Annotated in this window: 16 protein-coding genes and 1 pseudogene; 4 read left to right on the plus strand and 13 right to left on the minus strand. The window is 60.4% G+C overall.

Annotated features, from left to right (window positions below; genetic code table 11):
• Positions 1-6: 6 nt before the first annotated feature.
• Complete coding sequence (gene ftsH, locus DHB74_RS16355; protein ID WP_074779735.1) at positions 7-1,944, minus strand: ATP-dependent zinc metalloprotease FtsH; 1,938 nt, start codon at positions 1,942-1,944, stop codon at positions 7-9.
• A gap of 147 nt (positions 1,945-2,091) precedes the next feature.
• The gene (rlmE, locus tag DHB74_RS16360) at positions 2,092-2,712 is read right to left on the minus strand and encodes a 23S rRNA (uridine(2552)-2'-O)-methyltransferase RlmE (protein WP_036993258.1); all 621 of its coding nucleotides are present in this window, start codon (positions 2,710-2,712) and stop codon (positions 2,092-2,094) included.
• Positions 2,713-2,800: 88 nt separating this feature from the next.
• On the opposite strand from rlmE, the gene yhbY reads away from it, so the two are divergent.
• Positions 2,801-3,115, plus strand: a complete 315-nt coding sequence (gene yhbY / locus DHB74_RS16365; RefSeq protein ID WP_036993259.1) for a ribosome assembly RNA-binding protein YhbY — start codon at positions 2,801-2,803, stop codon at positions 3,113-3,115.
• Positions 3,116-3,192: 77 nt separating this feature from the next.
• Here yhbY and DHB74_RS16370 read toward each other — a convergent pair whose 3' ends face one another.
• From DHB74_RS16370 to carA, 4 genes are read right to left on the minus strand one after another with little or no spacing between them, the layout of a single operon-like run.
• Positions 3,193-3,591 carry a DUF4149 domain-containing protein gene (locus tag DHB74_RS16370; protein WP_074779737.1) on the minus strand — a complete coding sequence of 133 codons (399 nt, stop codon included), beginning with the start codon at positions 3,589-3,591 and terminating at the stop codon, positions 3,193-3,195.
• A gap of 23 nt (positions 3,592-3,614) precedes the next feature.
• Complete coding sequence (gene greA / locus DHB74_RS16375) at positions 3,615-4,088, minus strand: transcription elongation factor GreA (RefSeq protein ID WP_036993135.1); 474 nt, start codon at positions 4,086-4,088, stop codon at positions 3,615-3,617.
• Position 4,089: 1 nt separating this feature from the next.
• Positions 4,090-7,305: a carbamoyl-phosphate synthase large subunit gene (gene carB, locus DHB74_RS16380; protein ID WP_036993136.1), complete on the minus strand. Its 3,216-nt coding sequence runs from the start codon at positions 7,303-7,305 to the stop codon at positions 4,090-4,092.
• Positions 7,306-7,339: 34 nt separating this feature from the next.
• Entirely contained in the window at positions 7,340-8,476 is a 1,137-nt protein-coding gene (gene carA, locus DHB74_RS16385; protein ID WP_036993137.1) for a glutamine-hydrolyzing carbamoyl-phosphate synthase small subunit, read from the minus strand.
• Positions 8,477-8,819: 343 nt separating this feature from the next.
• Here carA and DHB74_RS16390 point away from each other — a divergent pair, with 343 nt between their 5' ends.
• On the plus strand, positions 8,820-9,590 hold the full coding sequence (locus DHB74_RS16390) for a hypothetical protein (RefSeq protein WP_074779322.1): 771 nt from the start codon (positions 8,820-8,822) through the stop codon (positions 9,588-9,590).
• Between the two features lie 58 nt (positions 9,591-9,648).
• On the opposite strand, the gene dapB is transcribed toward DHB74_RS16390, so the two are convergent.
• The 4 genes from dapB to grpE form a co-directional block, all read right to left on the minus strand.
• A complete protein-coding gene (gene dapB, locus DHB74_RS16395; protein WP_036993141.1) occupies positions 9,649-10,455 on the minus strand; it encodes a 4-hydroxy-tetrahydrodipicolinate reductase in 807 nt (268 codons plus the stop codon).
• A gap of 11 nt (positions 10,456-10,466) precedes the next feature.
• Positions 10,467-11,603: a molecular chaperone DnaJ gene (gene dnaJ, locus DHB74_RS16400; protein WP_036993143.1), complete on the minus strand. Its 1,137-nt coding sequence runs from the start codon at positions 11,601-11,603 to the stop codon at positions 10,467-10,469.
• Between the two features lie 121 nt (positions 11,604-11,724).
• Positions 11,725-13,683 (minus strand): molecular chaperone DnaK, encoded by a 1,959-nt coding sequence (gene dnaK, locus DHB74_RS16405; RefSeq protein ID WP_268873970.1) that lies wholly within the window; start codon positions 13,681-13,683, stop codon positions 11,725-11,727.
• Positions 13,684-13,736: 53 nt separating this feature from the next.
• Positions 13,737-14,318: a nucleotide exchange factor GrpE gene (grpE, locus tag DHB74_RS16410; protein ID WP_036993146.1), complete on the minus strand. Its 582-nt coding sequence runs from the start codon at positions 14,316-14,318 to the stop codon at positions 13,737-13,739.
• A 188-nt stretch (positions 14,319-14,506) separates the two neighbouring features.
• Between grpE and recN the strand changes: the two genes are divergently transcribed.
• Entirely contained in the window at positions 14,507-16,183 is a 1,677-nt protein-coding gene (gene recN, locus DHB74_RS16415) for a DNA repair protein RecN (protein ID WP_136870110.1), read from the plus strand.
• Between the two features lie 61 nt (positions 16,184-16,244).
• Here recN and fur read toward each other — a convergent pair whose 3' ends face one another.
• Complete coding sequence (gene fur / locus DHB74_RS16420) at positions 16,245-16,649, minus strand: ferric iron uptake transcriptional regulator (RefSeq protein ID WP_036993260.1); 405 nt, start codon at positions 16,647-16,649, stop codon at positions 16,245-16,247.
• Positions 16,650-16,743: 94 nt separating this feature from the next.
• Here fur and DHB74_RS16425 point away from each other — a divergent pair.
• A pseudogene (locus DHB74_RS16425) lies at positions 16,744-17,139 on the plus strand (outer membrane protein assembly factor BamE); the annotation flags it as partial.
• 72 nt (positions 17,140-17,211) lie between these two features.
• Here the strand turns inward: DHB74_RS16425 and DHB74_RS16430 are convergent.
• Both DHB74_RS16430 and DHB74_RS16435 read right to left on the minus strand, forming a co-directional pair.
• Positions 17,212-17,523, minus strand: coding sequence for an RnfH family protein (locus tag DHB74_RS16430; protein ID WP_074779332.1), 312 nt, complete (start codon positions 17,521-17,523; stop codon positions 17,212-17,214).
• Positions 17,520-17,954, minus strand: a complete 435-nt coding sequence (locus DHB74_RS16435; protein WP_036993149.1) for a type II toxin-antitoxin system RatA family toxin — start codon at positions 17,952-17,954, stop codon at positions 17,520-17,522. The genes DHB74_RS16430 and DHB74_RS16435 overlap by 4 nt, the downstream gene beginning before the upstream one ends.
• Between the last annotated feature and the right edge of the window lie 109 nt (positions 17,955-18,063).

Here is an 18,063-nt window from a genome sequence, read left to right on the forward strand (position 1 = left end):
CTGGTCTCAGTGTTCGCCTGCCGGTCCGCCGATGATGCCATCGTCACGGGGCGCATCCTGCGGGTCGGGCGAAGCATCCGGATCGGATGCTGCCGCGCCGGGGCCACGACGATCATCGTCGGTCCAACCCTTGGGCTCACGGGCAGGCTTGCCGAGCATGATGTCGTTGATCTGCTCGACATCGATGGTTTCGTACTTCATCAGCGCTTCGGCCATCAGGTCCAGCTTGTCACGATTCTCTTCCAGCAAGCGCTTGGCGGTGGCATAGCAGCCATCGATGATGCTGCGTACTTCTTCATCGATCAGCCGTGCGGTTTCACCGGAAACGTTGGTGTGCTGGCTACCGGCACTGCGGCCCAGGAACACTTCGCCCTCTTCCTCGGCATACATCAGCGGGCCGAGCTTCTCGGACAAGCCCCACTTGGTCACCATGTTCCGCGCCAACTGGGTGGCGCGCATGATGTCATTGGAAGCGCCAGTGGTCACACCATCGAAGCCCAGGGTCATTTCCTCGGCGATACGGCCGCCAAACAGCGAGCAGATCTGACTGGTCAGAGCGCGCTTGGAAAGACTGTAACGATCCTCCTCCGGCAGGAACATGGTCACGCCCAGAGCGCGGCCGCGGGGGATGATCGATACCTTGTAGACCGGATCGTGCTCGGGCACCAGACGACCAACGATGGCGTGGCCGGATTCGTGGTAGGCAGTGTTGAGTTTTTCCTTGTCGGACATGACCATGGATTTGCGCTCGGCGCCCATCATGATCTTGTCCTTGGCCATCTCGAATTCGTTCATCTCGACCAGGCGCTTGCCGGCGCGGGCGGCGAACAAGGACGCCTCATTCACCAGGTTGGCCAGGTCGGCGCCGGAGAAGCCGGGCGTACCACGGGCGATGGCAGAAGGCACCACATCATCACCCAGCGGAACCTTGCGCATGTGCACCTTGAGAATCTGCTCGCGACCACGGATATCCGGCAGGCCAACGACCACCTGACGGTCGAAGCGGCCCGGGCGCAGCAGCGCCGGGTCGAGCACGTCCGGACGGTTGGTCGCGGCAACCACGATAATACCGTCGTTGGCTTCGAAGCCGTCCATCTCCACCAGCAATTGGTTCAGGGTCTGCTCGCGCTCGTCATGACCGCCGCCCAGGCCTGCGCCACGATGACGACCCACCGCATCGATCTCGTCGATGAAGATGATGCAGGGCGCATGCTTCTTGGCCTGCTCGAACATGTCGCGCACCCGGCTGGCGCCGACACCGACGAACATTTCCACGAAGTCGGAGCCGGAGATAGTGAAGAACGGCACCTTGGCCTCGCCGGCAACCGCCTTGGCCAGCAATGTCTTACCGGTACCGGGCTGACCGACCATCAGTACGCCGCGCGGGATATGCCCACCCAGACGCTGGAACTTGCCCGGGTCGCGCAGGAATTCAACCAGTTCGCCGACTTCTTCCTTGGCCTCGTCGCAACCGGCGACATCAGCAAAGGTGGTCTTGACCTGATCTTCGGACAGCATGCGCGCCTTGCTCTTGCCGAAGCTCATCGGCCCGCCGCGGCCACCGCCACCGCCCTGCATCTGACGCATGAAGAACATGAAGATGGCAATGATGATCAGGATCGGGAAGCTGGCAATCAACAGCTGAGTCCAGATGCTCTGGCGCTCCGGCTGCTTGCCTTCAACCACCACATCATTTTCCAGCAGGTCGCCGATCAGGCCATTGTCCTGGATCGCCGGGCGTACGGTCTTGAATACTTCACCATCCCGGCGCTTACCGGTAATCACGAAGCCATCCACAGTGACGCGCTCAACCTGGCGATCATTCACCAGCTCGAGGAATTCGGTGTAATTCAGTGCTCGCGGTTCGGTAGGACTGCTGAAATTATTCATCACAGTCACCAGCACTGCAGCGATGATCAACCACAGAATGAGGTTTTTCGCCATATCGTTCAAATTGCTATCCTCTTGCCCGCCAACAGGTGGTCCGGGCCTGGCTGTATTCGTCTGTTTATCCGGCCTGCCTACCTTACACCAGAATCCGGCGCGGCGGCAGTTATGCCAGTGTAACGCCCTGTGTCGCCGGCTCCGCCGTCAGCCCTTGAAGCCCCGCGCCAGCAGGTAGGTCTCCCGCGACCTGTCCCTCGACGCTCCCGGCTTGCGCGTCACCATCTTGTCGAAACGGCTACGCATGTCCTTGAAGTATTCGTCGAATCCTTCGCCATGAAACACCTTGATCAGAAAATCGCCGCCCGGACGCAGTACCCGCGTGGCCATGTCCAGCGCCAGCTCGCACAAATACATGGCGCGCGGCTGATCAACAGCGGGCGTACCACTCATATTGGGGGCCATATCGGAAATAACAAGATCAACCTGTCCATCGCCGATGGCCGCCAGGATCGCTTCGAATACCGCGTCCTCGGTAAAGTCGCCCTGGATGAAGTTCACATCCGGAATGCTGTCCATCGGCAGGATGTCGGAGGCAATGATCCGGCCTTTCTCGCCGATCACCCGGCTGACCACCTGCGACCACCCGCCCGGGGCGGAGCCGAGATCCAGTACGGTCATGCCGGGTCGCAGCAGACGATCCTTTTCCTGGATTTCCAGTAGTTTGTAACTGGCACGGGAACGGTAGCCGTCCTTCTGCGCCAGTTTGACATAGGGGTCATCAAAATGTTCTTTCAGCCAACCTTTGCTGGTCTTTGATCTTGCCACGGAATACCTCATGCAGCGGATCGCGCCGCCGGTTATACTAGTTTCCTTTCTCGACATTCATCGAATACAGGAACTCACACGGATCATTATGGCGCTCAGCTCTGAACAGAAGAAAGCCTACAAACGCATTGGCCACCATCTCAAGCCGGTGGTAATAGTCAGCGAGCAGGGTGCCAGCGAAGGTGTGCTGGCGGAACTCGATCGCGCCCTGAACGATCACGAGCTGATCAAGATTCGCATCACCGTCGGTGATCGCGACACCAAGCAGGCACTGATCGACGAGCTGTGTCAGGCCAGTGGCGCAGAATTGGTTCAGGTCATCGGCAAAATGGTCATCCTGTTGCGTCGCAACAAGAAAGCCAACCCCAATCTGTCGAACCTGGCCCGCTTCAAGGACTTCTGACGTCCTGCCAGCCCTGACCGGGATTTCTGTGGAGGCGCCCAAAGCCGCTCCCACAGACTTCCCACCAACAAACCTGATCAGCGCCCGGTAATTTCATCCGGCCGCGGCTGCAGTATCAGCACCAAGCCGGCGAATGCCACCACCAGATAGCTGAACATCTGCCAGTACTCGCCGCGCGGCAAGCTACCAACCAGGAAGAACACCGCCGCAGCCAGCAGCACCACCAACAGCAATTGCCCGCGCAGATCCCGCCAGACGGTCCATCCCAACACCAAACCAGCCACCAGACACTGCAATAGTGCGCATACTGCGGCAAAACCGACCAGCAGCGGTCGCATGAAGCCGCCGATCTCATCGATCAGCAACGGCGCCAGACCGAACCGCTCCAGCGCCGGCAGCATGACGAAGTGCAGCATCCACACGCCGCCGACCCACAACGTCTGGGCCAGCTGCCAGGCTACCCTGCCGCTACGCATTGCCGGCAGAGCAGCAGACTGGCTCACAGGTGTTGAACCTCGACGATTTCATACTCGACGACGCCACCGGGGGTTTTGACTGCCACGATCTCGCCTTCCTCCTTACCGACCAGCGCCCGGGCAATGGGCGAGGTGACGGAGATCTTGCCTTCCTTGATCTCCGCCTCGTCCTCACCGACGATCTGGTAACGCACTTCCTCGTCGGTATCCACATTGGCAATAGTCACCGTGGTGCCGAAGATCACCTTGCCCGTACGGGCAATGGCGGTGACATCGATCACCTGGGCATTGGATAGACGGCCTTCGATATCACGGATACGCGCCTCGACCATACCTTGCTGCTCGCGCGCGGCATGGTACTCGGCATTCTCCTTGAGATCGCCCAGTTCACGCGCCTCGGCAATGGCCTCGGTGATCTGCGGACGCAGAACGGTTTTCAGGTGCTTGAGCTCTTCTTCCAGGGCCAGTGCGCCCTGCTTGGTCATCGGATATTTCATGTCAGATTCCCTCGTGCAGTTCCTGAAGGCGGCGCACTGCGCGCTCAGGGCCGAATTTCAATGCCATGCATACCGCCTGACCGCCGGCCAGAGTGGTGGTGGAGTACACCTTGTGCTGCAAGGCATTGCGACGAATGGAATAGGAGTCGGCGATAGACTGCCGGCCTTCGGTGGTATTGATTACCAGCCGGATCTGGTCGTTCTTGATCATATCGACGATATGCGGGCGACCTTCGGTGACCTTGTTCACACGGCGCACCGGCAAACCAGCCGCCTCGATGACCTTGGCGGTACCGGCGGTGGCCACCACTTCGAAACCGAGTTCAGTCAGATCACGGGCCACGTCGGCGACGAAGGGCTTGTCGTCCTCACGCACGCTGATGAACACGGTACCCGAGGTCGGCAGCACCTCGCTGGCGCCCAGCTGCGACTTGGCAAAAGCCTCGGCGAAACTGTCCCCAATGCCCATCACCTCGCCGGTGGATTTCATTTCCGGCCCAAGGATGGGATCCACACCCGGGAACTTGGCGAACGGGAAGACCGCTTCCTTTACCGAGAAGAACGGCGGAATCACCTCTTCGGTGAAGCCCAGCTCCTTCAACGTCTTGCCAGCCATCACCCGCGCAGCGATCTGCGCCAGGGAGCGGCCAATGCACTTGGAGACGAAGGGCACGGTACGCGAAGCCCGCGGATTCACTTCGATCACGTAGATGGTGTCGCCCTGCAGCGCCAGCTGCACGTTCATCAGACCGACCACACCCAGCTCCAGCGCCATGCGCTTGACCTGGTCGCGCATCTGGTCCTGGACCTCGGCAGACAGCGAGTACGGCGGCAGCGAGCAGGCCGAGTCACCGGAGTGCACGCCCGCCTGCTCGATGTGCTGCATGATCGCACCGATGACCACATCGGTGCCGTCGGACACCGCATCCACGTCAATCTCGATCGCACAGTTGAGGAAGTGATCCAGCAGCACCGGGCTGTCATTGGATACCTTCACTGCGTCACGCAGGTAGCGCTTGAGCTCGTCTTCCTGGTAGACGATCTCCATGGCGCGACCGCCCAGCACGTAGGATGGGCGCACGACCAGCGGGTAGCCGATCTTGTTCGCGGCCGTGATGGCCTCGTCTTCGCTGCGCACAGTGGCGTTCGGCGGCTGACGCAGGTTCAGGCGCTCGACCATCTGCTGGAAGCGCTCGCGGTCCTCGGCACGGTCAATGGCCTCGGGGCTGGTACCGATGATCGGCACGCCAGCCTCTTCCAGGGCACGAGCCAGCTTCAGCGGAGTCTGCCCACCGTACTGCACGATCACACCCTTGGGCTGTTCGACACGGACGATTTCCAGCACATCTTCCAGAGTTACCGGCTCGAAATACAGACGATCGGACGTGTCGTAATCGGTGGATACGGTTTCCGGGTTGCAGTTGACCATGATGGTCTCGTACCCGTCTTCACGCATGGCCAGCGCCGCGTGCACGCAGCAGTAGTCGAACTCGATACCCTGACCGATGCGGTTCGGGCCGCCACCCAGCACCATGATCTTGTCACGGGTCGACGGGTTGGCCTCGCACTCTTCCTCATAGGTGGAGTACATGTAAGCGGTATCGGTGGCGAACTCGGCGGCGCAGGTATCCACCCGCTTGTACACCGGGAACACGCCGAGCTTCTGGCGCTGCGAACGCAGGTTCTTCTCGCTCACGCCCAGCAGCTGTGCCAGGCGGGTATCGGAGAAGCCCTTGCGCTTGAGGCGGAACATCAGGTTCTTGTCGAGATCGGCCAGGCCCAGCTTGCTGACACGTTCCTCGTCCTTGATCAGATCCTCGATCTGTACCAGGAACCAGGGATCGATCTTGGTCAGATCGAAGATGCGCTCGACACTCATACCGGCGCGGAAGGCATCACCGATGTACCAGATACGCTCGGCGCCCGGCACCGTCAGCTCGCGGGTCAGGTCGGTGGCCGCATCCGCGGCACTCAGATCCAGCTGCGGGTCGAAGCCGCAGGAGCCCACTTCCAGGCCACGCAGCGCTTTTTGCAGCGATTCCTGGAAAGTCCGGCCAATGGCCATGACCTCACCCACGGATTTCATCTGGGTGGTCAGGCGCGCATCGGCATTGGGGAACTTCTCGAAGGCGAAACGCGGAATCTTGGTAACAACGTAGTCGATCGACGGCTCGAAGGACGCCGGGGTACGGCCGCCGGTAATGTCGTTCTGCAGCTCGTCGAGGGTATAACCCACCGCCAGCTTGGCCGCGATCTTGGCAATCGGAAAACCGGTGGCCTTGGAGGCCAGCGCGGAAGAACGCGACACCCGCGGGTTCATTTCGATGACGACCATGCGGCCATCCTTCGGGTCGATACCGAACTGCACGTTGGAGCCGCCGGTTTCCACACCGATTTCACGCAGCACCGCCAGCGAGGCGTTGCGCATGATCTGGTATTCCTTGTCGGTCAGGGTCTGGGCCGGGGCCACGGTGATGGAGTCACCGGTATGCACACCCATGGGATCGAAGTTCTCGATCGAGCAGACAATGATGCAGTTGTCCTTCTTGTCGCGGACCACCTCCATCTCGTATTCCTTCCAACCGATCAGCGATTCGTCGATCAGCAGTTCCTTGGTCGGAGAAAGATCCAGACCGCGGTTGCAGATTTCCTCGAACTCTTCGCGGTTATAGGCGATCCCGCCACCGGTACCACCCATGGTGAAGGATGGGCGAATGATGCAAGGAAAGCCGACCTTGTCGAGGACGCCGTAGGCTTCATCCATGTTGTGAGCGATGCCGGAACGCGGGCATTCCAGGCCGATATCACGCATGGCCTTGTCGAACCGCGAACGGTCTTCGGCCTTGTCGATGGTATCGGCATTGGCACCGATCATCTCCACGCCGAACTTCTCCAGCACGCCGTGCTTTTCCAGATCCAGCGCGCAGTTCAGCGCAGTCTGGCCGCCCATGGTCGGCAGCAGCGCGTCCGGGCGCTCCTTCTCGATGATGCGCGCTACCGTCTGCCACTTGATCGGCTCGATATAGGTGGCATCAGCCATGGCCGGATCGGTCATGATGGTGGCCGGGTTGGAGTTCACCAGGATCACCCGGAACCCCTCTTCACGCAGCGCCTTGCAGGCCTGGGCACCGGAGTAGTCGAACTCGCAGGCCTGGCCGATCACGATGGGACCGGCGCCGAGGATCAGAATACTTTTGATATCAGTACGTTTTGGCATAGTGTGCTTTTAATCCTTGGGATAGACCGACGACTCAGGCGCTCTTGTTCATGGCTGCGATAAACCGCTCGAACAGCGGTGCCACGTCGCCCGGACCGGGGCTCGCCTCAGGGTGTCCCTGGAAGCTGAAGGCCGCCTTGTCGGTGCGCTCGATGCCCTGCAGAGTGCCGTCGAACAGGGATTTATAGGTAGCGCGGACGTTGGCCGGCAAACTGGCCTCGTCCACCGCGAAGCCGTGGTTCTGGCTGGTGATCATCACCACACCGCTATCCAGATCCTGTACCGGGTGGTTGGCACCATGGTGGCCGCTGGGCATTTTCACCGTGCGCGCACCGGAAGCCAGGGCGAGCAGTTGGTGACCCAGACAGATGCCGAGGATCGGGGTATCGGTTTCCAGCAACTCCTGGATGGCCTTGATTGCGTAATCGCAAGGCTCCGGGTCGCCCGGACCGTTGGCCAGCAGCACACCATCGGGATTCAGCGCCAACACTTCCGCCGCCGTGGTCTGGGCGGGTACGACAGTCAACCGGCAACCGCGGCCGACCAGCATGCGCAAGATGTTGTACTTGACGCCGAAATCATAGACCACCACATGGTAGGGCAGATCGGCCGCGTCAATCTCAGGGTGGCTATCAGTGGCCAGATTCCAGGGAGCGGAACGCCATTCGTAGGCTTCTTTGACACTGACTTCCTTCGCCAGGTCCATGCCCTTCAGACCAGGGAAGTCGCGCGCCAGCTCCAGCGCTTTTTCTTCAGTCGCGTCCTCACCCGCCATGATGCAGCCATTCTGCGCACCTTTCTCGCGCAGAATGCGCGTCAGGCGACGGGTATCGATGCCGGCAATGGCCACAGTGCCATTTTCCTTGAGGTAATCCGGCAGCGATTGCTTGTTGCGCCAGTTACTGGCGACCAACGGCAGGTCTCGGATCACCAGGCCCGCCGCCCAGACTTTCCAGGACTCGGCATCTTGCGGCGTGGTACCGGTATTGCCGATGTGAGGATAGGTCAACGTGACGATCTGCCGTGCATAGGAAGGATCGGTAAGGATCTCCTGATAACCGGTCATGGCTGTGTTGAACACGACCTCGCCGACACTGTGGCCGTCGGCGCCGATGGCCTCACCGCGGAAAATGCTGCCGTCGGCAAGGGCGAGAATGGCGGGCTTGGACAAGAAAACCTCCGAAAGACTGACACGTTTTTGCCAAACGCGGGCTGCACAAAAGCGGGAATGATGTGTTTACCACTTCATTCCACTGCAAAGGCATTGGTCAGATACGCGCTGATATAGACTGATTAGCGCGATAGTTTACCGGTTTGATCAGTAAATATCCACACCGACCATCTCGCCCACGACCATTGAACGGGACGATTTCGGGCTCTGTTTCATAATCGCGATGAACATGCTAAAACTGCAGGGGATGAAATCCTTGGCCGCAGAGCCTGGGAAGTTCTGCCGGTACGCGCCTGTCGCGACCGGATCAGGATCAAAAAACAAAAAACAGGGACTCCAGACAATGAAGATGCATCTGAAATACCTCTTGGTTCTGCTGCTGCTCGGCTTCGCCGGCCAGACCCCAGCCGACACCGACGCGCAATTGGCGCAGAACATCCATGAACTGCGCAGCGAAGGCTACCGGGCCGCCACCTACCTGTTGATCGATAACAACCTGTTCGAACGTGTACGGGAGCCCGGCAACCGGGAGACCTACAACGACGCCCTGGGCAACATGGAAAAACTGCTGCGCCTGATGGACAACCCTCAGGATCTGCGCACCCCGTTCAACGAATTTGTCGGCCTGATTCGCGAACTGGAGAACCAGAGCCTGGAAGAGGCCCATTACCACCTGGCCACGGTCAACCGCATCATGATGGCCCATGGCAAGCTGGACAAAGCCGCCGGGGCACAGTATTCCGGCCTCGCTGGCACCATCAGCGAACATCTTCACGCGCTGCATCAGCAGAGCCTGGAGACGAGCCAGATCCTGCTGCTCTACCAGAACAGCATGTTCAGCTCGATCGGCATCTACTTCATCGAACCCGGCGAAACCGTGTTTCAGAATATCGATGCCAGCATTGTCCAGCGCTCAGCCACCCTGAAAACCCTTTTGCCCGAGCTGTCCGGCACACTGAACGACCTGGACAAGCAGTACAGCTTCATCCAGCCGCGCCTGCTCAACCACCGGGCCGACTGGGTACCGACCATTGCGGCCTTCTACCTGCAGCGCAATACCGAGACCCTGAACGACCTGGCACGCGAACAGGTGCGCCAGAACAAAGCCAGCTGAGCCGGCGGGCATAAAAAACCCGGCCTCGAAGGGCCGGGTTTTTGTTGTCACGCATAATTCAGTCACGCAGCGCCAGCACATCCTGCATGTCGTACAGACCACTGGTGCGCCCACCCAGCCAAATCGCTGAACGCACCGCGCCCTTGGCGAAGGTCATGCGGCTCGACGCCTTATGGGTAATCTCGACCCGCTCGCCTTCGGTGGCAAACAGTACGGTGTGGTCACCAACCACATCACCGGCGCGCACGGTGGCAAAACCGATGGTGTTGCGGTCGCGTGCGCCGGTCTGGCCTTCACGGCCATACACCGCCACGTCCTGGAGGTTGCGACCCAGCGCATCGGCAACCACTTCCCCCATGCGCAGCGCAGTGCCGGACGGCGCATCGACCTTGTGCCGGTGGTGCGCCTCGATGATTTCAATGTCCGCCTCGTCACCCATGACCCGGGCCGCCATATCCAGCAGCTTGAGGGTCAGGTTGACACCCACGCTGAAGTTCGGCGCGAACACCACCGGTACCTGCTGAGCCGCATCGGCAATCTGCTGCTTTTCCGCGTCGGAGAAGCCGGTGGTGCCGATTACCAGCGCCTTGCCCGCCGCACGACAGATATCGAGATTGACCAGGGTGCTGGTCGGATGAGTGAAATCGATCAGCACATCGAAGTCGCCAAGCACCTGATTCAGATCACCAACGATACTCACGCCGAGCTTGCCGACGCCGGCCAGCTCACCGGCATCGGCACCGATCAGACTGCTCTGCGGCCGCTCGATCGCCGCCGTCAGGCTGGCTCCTTCTGCTTGCTGGATGGCCTCGATCAGGGTCTTGCCCATCCGTCCGGCTGCGCCGATTACCGCTATTCTTCTCATGCTTGCCCCGGTCAGAACTTCATGTCTTCAAAAAAATTCTTCACACCTTCGAACCAGCTCTTGGCCCGCGGCGACTGATTGCTGCCCTCGGCCTGCAGCGTATCACGCAGCTCGTCGAGCAGCTCGCGCTGACGCTTGGTCAGGTTCACTGGTGTCTCGACCACCACCCGGCACAGCAGGTCACCGGCAGAGCCACCGCGCACCGGCACCACGCCCTTGCCACGCAACCGGAACAGCTTGCCAGTCTGGGTACCGTCGGGAATCTTCAGCTTGACTCGGCCGTCCAGAGTCGGCACTTCCAGCTCACCACCCAGGGCAGCATCGGCAAAGCTGATCGGCACTTCGCAGTACAGATTCTTGCCGTCACGCTGGAAGATCTTGTGCTCGCGTACCGAGACCACCACGTACAGGTCGCCCGAAGGACCGCCGTTGACACCCGCCTCGCCTTCACCGCCCAGCCGGATGCGATCACCGGTATCGACACCAGCCGGCACCTTGACCGACAGAGTCTTGTGCTCTTCGACCCGGCCCTGGCCGTGACAATCCCTGCAGGGATCGCTGATCATCTGACCGGTGCCATGACAACGGGGGCAGGTCTGCTGCACAGAGAAGAAACCCTGCTGCATGCGCACCTGGCCGTGGCCACCGCAGGTGGTACAGGTCACCGGACTGGTGCCCTTCTTGGCACCGCTGCCATCGCAGGTATTGCAGCCCACCAGGGTCGGAACCCGGATGGTTACAGACGTGCCGCGCACGGCCTCTTCCAGATCGAGTTCCAGGGTGTAGCGCAGATCACTGCCCCGCTGCACGCTGGAGCGACCACGCCCGCCGCCACCACCACCGAAGATATCGCCGAATACATCGCCGAAGATGTCGGAGAAGTTGCCGCCGCCAAAGCCGCCGGCACCGGCCCCCATATTCGGGTCGACGCCCGCGTGGCCATACTGATCATAAGCCGCCCGCTTGTTGGCATCGGTAAGAACTTCGTAGGCCTCGTTGGCCTCCTTGAATTTCTCTTCCGCTTCCTTGTCATCCGGATTGCGGTCCGGGTGATATTTCATTGCCAACCGGCGATAGGCCTTTTTCAGCTCGGCTTCACTGGCGCCGCGCTCCACGCCCAGCACCTCATAATAGTCACGCTTGGCCATATATCCTGTTTCCTTTAGAAAGCCTTACGGCACAAACAGCAACGCGGGAATAGCTCCCGCGTTGCCCTGCCGCGATGTGTACCGGGCCTCAGGCAAAGCCCGACACCCGGTCACGCAAGGACTACTTGTTGTTGTCCTTGACCTCTTCGAACTCGGCATCCACCACGTCATCGGCATTGGCATCACCGGCGTCCGCCTGGCCTTCCGCCTGAGCCGACTGCGCCTGCTCGGCGTACATCTTCTGTACCATCGGGCCGGACGCTTCGGACAATGCGTTGATCTTGGCTTCGATCTCGGCCTTGTCGTCGCCCTTGATCGCCTCTTCCAGATCGGCCAGCGCCTTCTCGATAGCGGCCTTCTCTTCCTCGGTGGCCTTGTCGCCCGCCTCGGTCAGGGTCTTGCGAGTGGCATGCACCAGCTGGTCACCCTGGTTGCGCACGGTCACCAGCTCTTCGAACTTGCGATCTTCTTCGGCGTTGGCCTCGGCATCACGCACCATCTGCTCGATTTCTTCATCGCTCAGACCGGAGTTGGCCTTGATCACGATCGACTGCTGCTTGCCGGTGGCCTTGTCCTTGGCGGACACATTGAGGATACCGTTGGCATCGATGTCGAAGCTGACCTCGATCTGCGGTACGCCACGCTGCGCCGGCGGGATGTCGGCCAGGTCGAAGCGACCCAGCGATTTGTTCTGCTGCGCCTGCTTACGCTCACCCTGCAGTACGTGAATGGTCACTGCAGTCTGGTTGTCGTCCGCGGTCGAGAACACCTGCGACTTCTTGGTCGGAATGGTGGTGTTCTTCTCGATCAGCGTGGTCATCACGCCGCCCATGGTTTCGATACCCAGCGACAGCGGGGATACGTCCAGCAGCAATACGTCTTTCACGTCACCGGCCAGTACCGCACCCTGGATAGCTGCGCCCACGGCAACCGCCTCATCGGGGTTGACGTCCTTGCGCGGCTCCTTGCCAAAGAACTCGGCAACGGTCTTCTGCACCAGCGGCATACGGGTCTGACCGCCCACCAGGATCACTTCGTTGATGTCGGAAACATCCAGACCAGCGTCCTTCATGGCCACACGGCACGGCTCGATGCTGCGCTTGATCAGCTCTTCAACCAGCGACTCCAGCTTGGCACGGGTCACTTTCACCTGCAGGTGCTTGGGACCGGAGGCATCGGCGGTGATGTACGGCAGGTTGACATCGGTCTGCTGGCTCGAGGACAGCTCGATCTTGGCTTTCTCAGCGGCTTCTTTCAGGCGCTGCAGGGCCAGCGGGTCGTTGTGTAGATCAACGCCGTTTTCCCGCTTGAACTCATCCGCCAGATAGTCGATCAGACGCATGTCGAAGTCTTCACCACCAAGGAAAGTGTCGCCGTTGGTGGCCAGCACTTCGAACTGGTGCTCACCGTCAACTTCGGCAATCTCGATCACCGATACGTCGAAGGTACCGCCACCCAGGTCATATACCACCACGGTGGAATCGCCACGGGCCTTGTCCATCCCGTAGGCCAGCGCAGCCGCTGTCGGCTCGTTGATGATGCGCTTGACGTCCAGGCCAGCGATGCGACCGGCATCCTTGGTGGCCTGACGCTGGCTGTCATTGAAGTAAGCCGGTACGGTGATCACCGCCTCGGTGACGGCCTCGCCCAGATAGTCCTCGGCGGTCTTCTTCATCTTCTTCAGCACTTCCGCAGAAATCTGCGGCGGCGCCATCTTCTCACCCTTGGCCTCGACCCAGGCGTCACCGTTGTCGGCCTTGATGATCTTGTAGGGCACCAGCTTGATGTCCTTCTGCACGACGTCTTCGTCGAAGCGACGACCGATCAGACGCTTGACGGCGTTCAGGGTGTTCTGCGGGTTGGTGACCGATTGGCGCTTGGCGGACTGGCCGACCAGCGTTTCTCCGTCGTTGGTATAGGCGACGATCGACGGCGTGGTACGACCACCCTCGGCGTTCTCGATCACCTTGGCCACACCATTTTCCATGACAGCGACGCAGGAGTTGGTAGTCCCCAGGTCGATACCGATGATTTTACCCATGTGCTGTGTCTCCGAATATGCTGGCCGCTGTTGGTGCAGCGGCGCTGTTTGATCTGTGTATGGACCCTAGATGGGGTCACGGAAAATCTTTTTCAAGCCTGCTCGTTGATCGAACCTGCTGCCCCACCGGCACCCGCCTTGCTCACCACCACCATTGCCGGGCGCAGCAGGCGGCCGCTGAGGGTATAACCCTTCTGGAATACCTTGATCACGGTATTGGGCTCGACATTGTCGCGCTCTTCCATGGTCATCGCCTGGTGCAGTTCGGGGTTGAAGGGTTCACCGTGGGGGTCGACCGCGACGATCTGATGTCGGGCCAGGGTATCGCTGAACAGCTTCAGGGTGAGTTCCATGCCATCACGCATCGGCTTGATGGCGGCATCTTCGTCACTGGACAGCTCCAGGCCGCGCTCCAGGCTATCAACCACCGCCAGCAGATCATTGGCAAAACGTTCCAGAGCGAACTTGTGCGCCTTTTCCACTTCCTGTTCAGCGCGACGACGGGCGTTCTGCACATCGGCAGCGGCACGCAGAGCCTGATCCTGGGCCGTGGCCAGCTGCTCTTCCAGGCTGGCGATCCGGGCTACCAGGTCCTCCTCCACAGCAACGGTCTCCTGCCCCTGATCGGCTACAGACTCCTCGTCCTGCAGCTCCTGTCTCGGTTCGTCCACCATGTATATCTCCTGTCTGACAAAATAAGGCGACACGGCCCAGCGGCCGGATTGAACTTCACTGCACCCTATATGGGGATCGCCTTCCCAGGTTCAAGGGCAGTTTTTCACAGCGGGTGAACAAGGGGTTGAGGAACCCCACAGCACTACTGTATAAATAACCAGAACAACAATCTTCGGAGAGCGACTCCATGTTGGTGCATCTGGCGGTGAACAACTACGCAATTGTCGATCATCTCGAGCTGGAACTCGATCGGGGCATGACCGTGATCACCGGTGAAACCGGCGCCGGCAAATCCATCATGCTCGACGCACTGGCGCTGACCCTGGGCGACCGCGCCGACAGTGGCGCCGTACGCCCGGGTGCCGACAAGGCAGACATTCTTGCCACCTTCGATATCAGCGAGATCCCCGAAGCGGTCCAATGGCTCAACCAGCGCGACCTGAGCAGCGACGAATCACAGGTCATCCTGCGCCGGGTGGTCACCGCCGAAGGCCGCTCACGCGCCTACATCAACGGCAGCCCCTGTCCGCAGCAGGATCTCCGCGCCCTGGGCGAAATGCTCATCGATATTCACAGCCAGCATGAACACCAGTCGTTATTGAAAGCTGATACCCACCGCCGACTGCTGGATGACTATGCCGGCGCCAGCGACCTGGCCCGCCAGGTCCAGCTCGCTGCGCAGCGTTGCCGGCAGACCGAACAGGCGTTGCAGCAGGCCAGTGATACCAATGATGAACAGAACGCGCGCATTCAGTTGCTCAGCTATCAATTGGAAGAACTCGACAATCTGAGCCTGCAAGATGGCGAACTGGAACAACTGGAAGCGGAACAACGTCAGCTGGCGAACGCCGAGCTGATCATGCAGTCCTGCCAGCAGATCATCAATATCTGCAGCGAAAGCGACAGCGGCAGTGTGCTGCAGGCACTAACCTCAAGCCTCAACCGGCTGAGCGGTCTGAAGGAGCATGGCCGCAGCCTTGATGAGGCGCACAACCTGCTGTCCGGTGCGCAGATTCAGGTGGAAGAAGCGGTTGGCGAGCTGACCCGCTATCTGGACCACTTCGAGGCCGACCCGCAGCGCCAGCAGCAGGTCGAAGAGCGGCTCGGCGTGATTCATGACCTGGCCCGCAAACATCGGGTCAACGCCGATGAATTGCCCGCCTTGCAGCAACGCCTGATCGACGAGCTGGAAGGCATCCAGCAGCAGGACGCCGACCGGGAACGACTATCTGAGGAACTGGTAGCCTACCGCGAGCATTTCCAGAGCCTGGCCAGCCGCCTCTCGGATACCCGCCGCAAGGCCGCCACCCGCCTGGCCAAAGCCGTTACCGGCGAGATCCAGCAACTGGGTATGCCCGGCGGCCAGGTCAAGGTGGAGCTGCATCCGCTCAAAGCTGAACAGACGCCGCTGCAGGGCCTGGAGAATGTCGAATTTCTGGTCAGTGCCAATCCCGGCCAGCCGGCCAAGCCCCTGGCCAAGGTGGCCTCGGGCGGCGAACTGTCACGTATCAGCCTGGGCATCCAGGTCATTACCGCCCAGACCTCGCGAGTCTCGACGCTGGTATTCGATGAAGTAGACGTGGGTATTGGCGGGCCAACCGCCGAAATCGTCGGCAAGTTGCTGCGCCAACTGGGCGAACGCGGCCAGGTACTGACGGTGACCCATCTGCCGCAGGTGGCCGCGCAGGGGCATCAACATCTGTTCGTACGCAAGGAGCAGAAGCGCGACTCGACCCGCACCTGTATCGACCGCCTGGATCAGGAAGGCCGCGTGCAGGAAGTGGCGCGCATGCTGGGTGGAGTGGATCTTACCGAGGAGTCCCTGGCCCATGCCCGCAAACAATTGGCGGGCAATCAGCCATGACTGGCTGACGGCTTGCCCGTCAGCCAGCGCAGGTCAGGCGAGTGCCTGACCTGCCGATGCATCAACCTTTCTTCTTCACATACAGCACGAGATTGTGATCCACCATCTCGTAGCCGTGTTCCTTGACGATTTCCTTCTGACGACGCTCGATCTCTTCATCGAAGAACTCGATCACTTCGCCGGTATCCACGCACACCATGTGGTCGTGATGCTCGCCATCTGCCAGCTCGAATACCGCATGGCCGCCATCGAAATTGTGGCGCACCACCAGACCGGCCGTCTCGAACTGGGTGAGTACCCGATAAACGGTAGCCAGACCAACGTCTTCACCCGCTTCCATCAGAGCCTTGTAGACGTCCTCGGCACTCATGTGGCGGTCTTCTGTGTTGTCCAGCATCTGCAGGATCTTGACGCGCGGTAAGGTGACCTTGAGGCCCGCTTTGCGCAGTTCGTGATTTTCAACCATGGTCAGTTTCTCTCTCAACGCTTCGCAGCGCTGGATCAGTCGGGTATGATTCAGGGCCATTCAGCCAACTTTCGATAGTGGATGTTACCACGCGATGCCAAATAGTCTGAACCGTCTCATTTGTATCCTGCTGTTTTGCGCCGCGGGCGCTGGTCTTTCCGGTTGCGGTTTTCCGGGTGTATATAAGATTGATGTCCAACAGGGCAACGTCGTCACCCAGGAAATGGTAGACCAACTGCGTCCCGGCATGACCCAACGGCAAGTACGTTTCATCATGGGCACGCCCCTGCTGCAGGATACCTTCGAGCCCAACCGCTGGGATTACCTGTATAGCCTGCAGGCCGGGCACAGCCCCCGCGAGCAGGAACGCATCAGCCTGATGTTCGAGGACGACCTGCTGGTTGGCCTCGCCGGCGATTTCGTTCCAGGCACCAGCCGGGATGAAGAAATCATGAGCGGCGATAGCGCCACAGAGCCTGCGGCCACCCCCTATCCGATCGATCTCGGCGCACCGCTGGGCACTGGCGAATAAATCGACGGGCGGCGCTGGCGCCGCCCAGATTCAATCCGCTCTGGCTGCCTCCTTGTTTCTGGCCGCCCGCTGCTTGCGCACCTCCTTGGGATCGGCAATCAGCGGGCGGTACAGTTCCACGCGCTCCCCTTCCCTCAGCTCCCGCTCTGCCGGCTGGGCCACCAGCTTGCCGAAAACGCCCATATCGCACGCCTCCAGATCCACTCCCGGGAAATGTTCGGTAATTCCCGACAGCCGCGCCGCCTGCAGAACCGTGGTTCCTGCCGGCACGGTCAGGCGAATGATGCGCTGCTGATCGGGCAGCGCATAGGCCACTTCCACAGTGATGGCCGGCTCACTCACCCGTATAACTCCTGGGCCCGCTTGGAAAACGCCTCAACCATGGTATTGGCCGCGTGATTGAACAGGGGGCCCAGGGTGGCGCGCACCAGGGCTCCAGAATAGTTGAATTGCATGTCCAGAGTAATCTTGCAGGCTTGCTCGTTCAGCGCCTGGAAAGTCCAGACGCCATTGAGTTCAGTGAAAGGACCGTCTTCCAGGCGCATCTCGATGCGCTCACCGGGTACCAACTGATTGTGGGTGGTAAAGGACTGGTGCAGTCCAGCCTTGCCCACCGTCAGCCGGGCCTGCATGGACTCGTCGGTTTCACTGATGACCTCCGCCTTGGTGCACCAGGGCAGAAATTCGGGGTAGTGCTCGACCCGATTCACCAGGTCGAACAGGCGCTCCGCCGGGAAAGGCAGCAGAGCCGAACGCTTGATGTGCGTCGTCATAGGTTATTCACTTGAACAGTTCGGTTATGAATCATCAAGAATATAGCGTACCAGTGAACGGCCCACCGGGAACAGGCGCGATTTACCCGCTCCGGCCACACCCACGGCG

It is taken from the genome of Pseudomonas sp. G11-1 (assembly GCF_024031555.1).
GTDB classification, from domain to species: Bacteria; Pseudomonadota; Gammaproteobacteria; order Pseudomonadales; family Pseudomonadaceae; genus Halopseudomonas; species Halopseudomonas bauzanensis.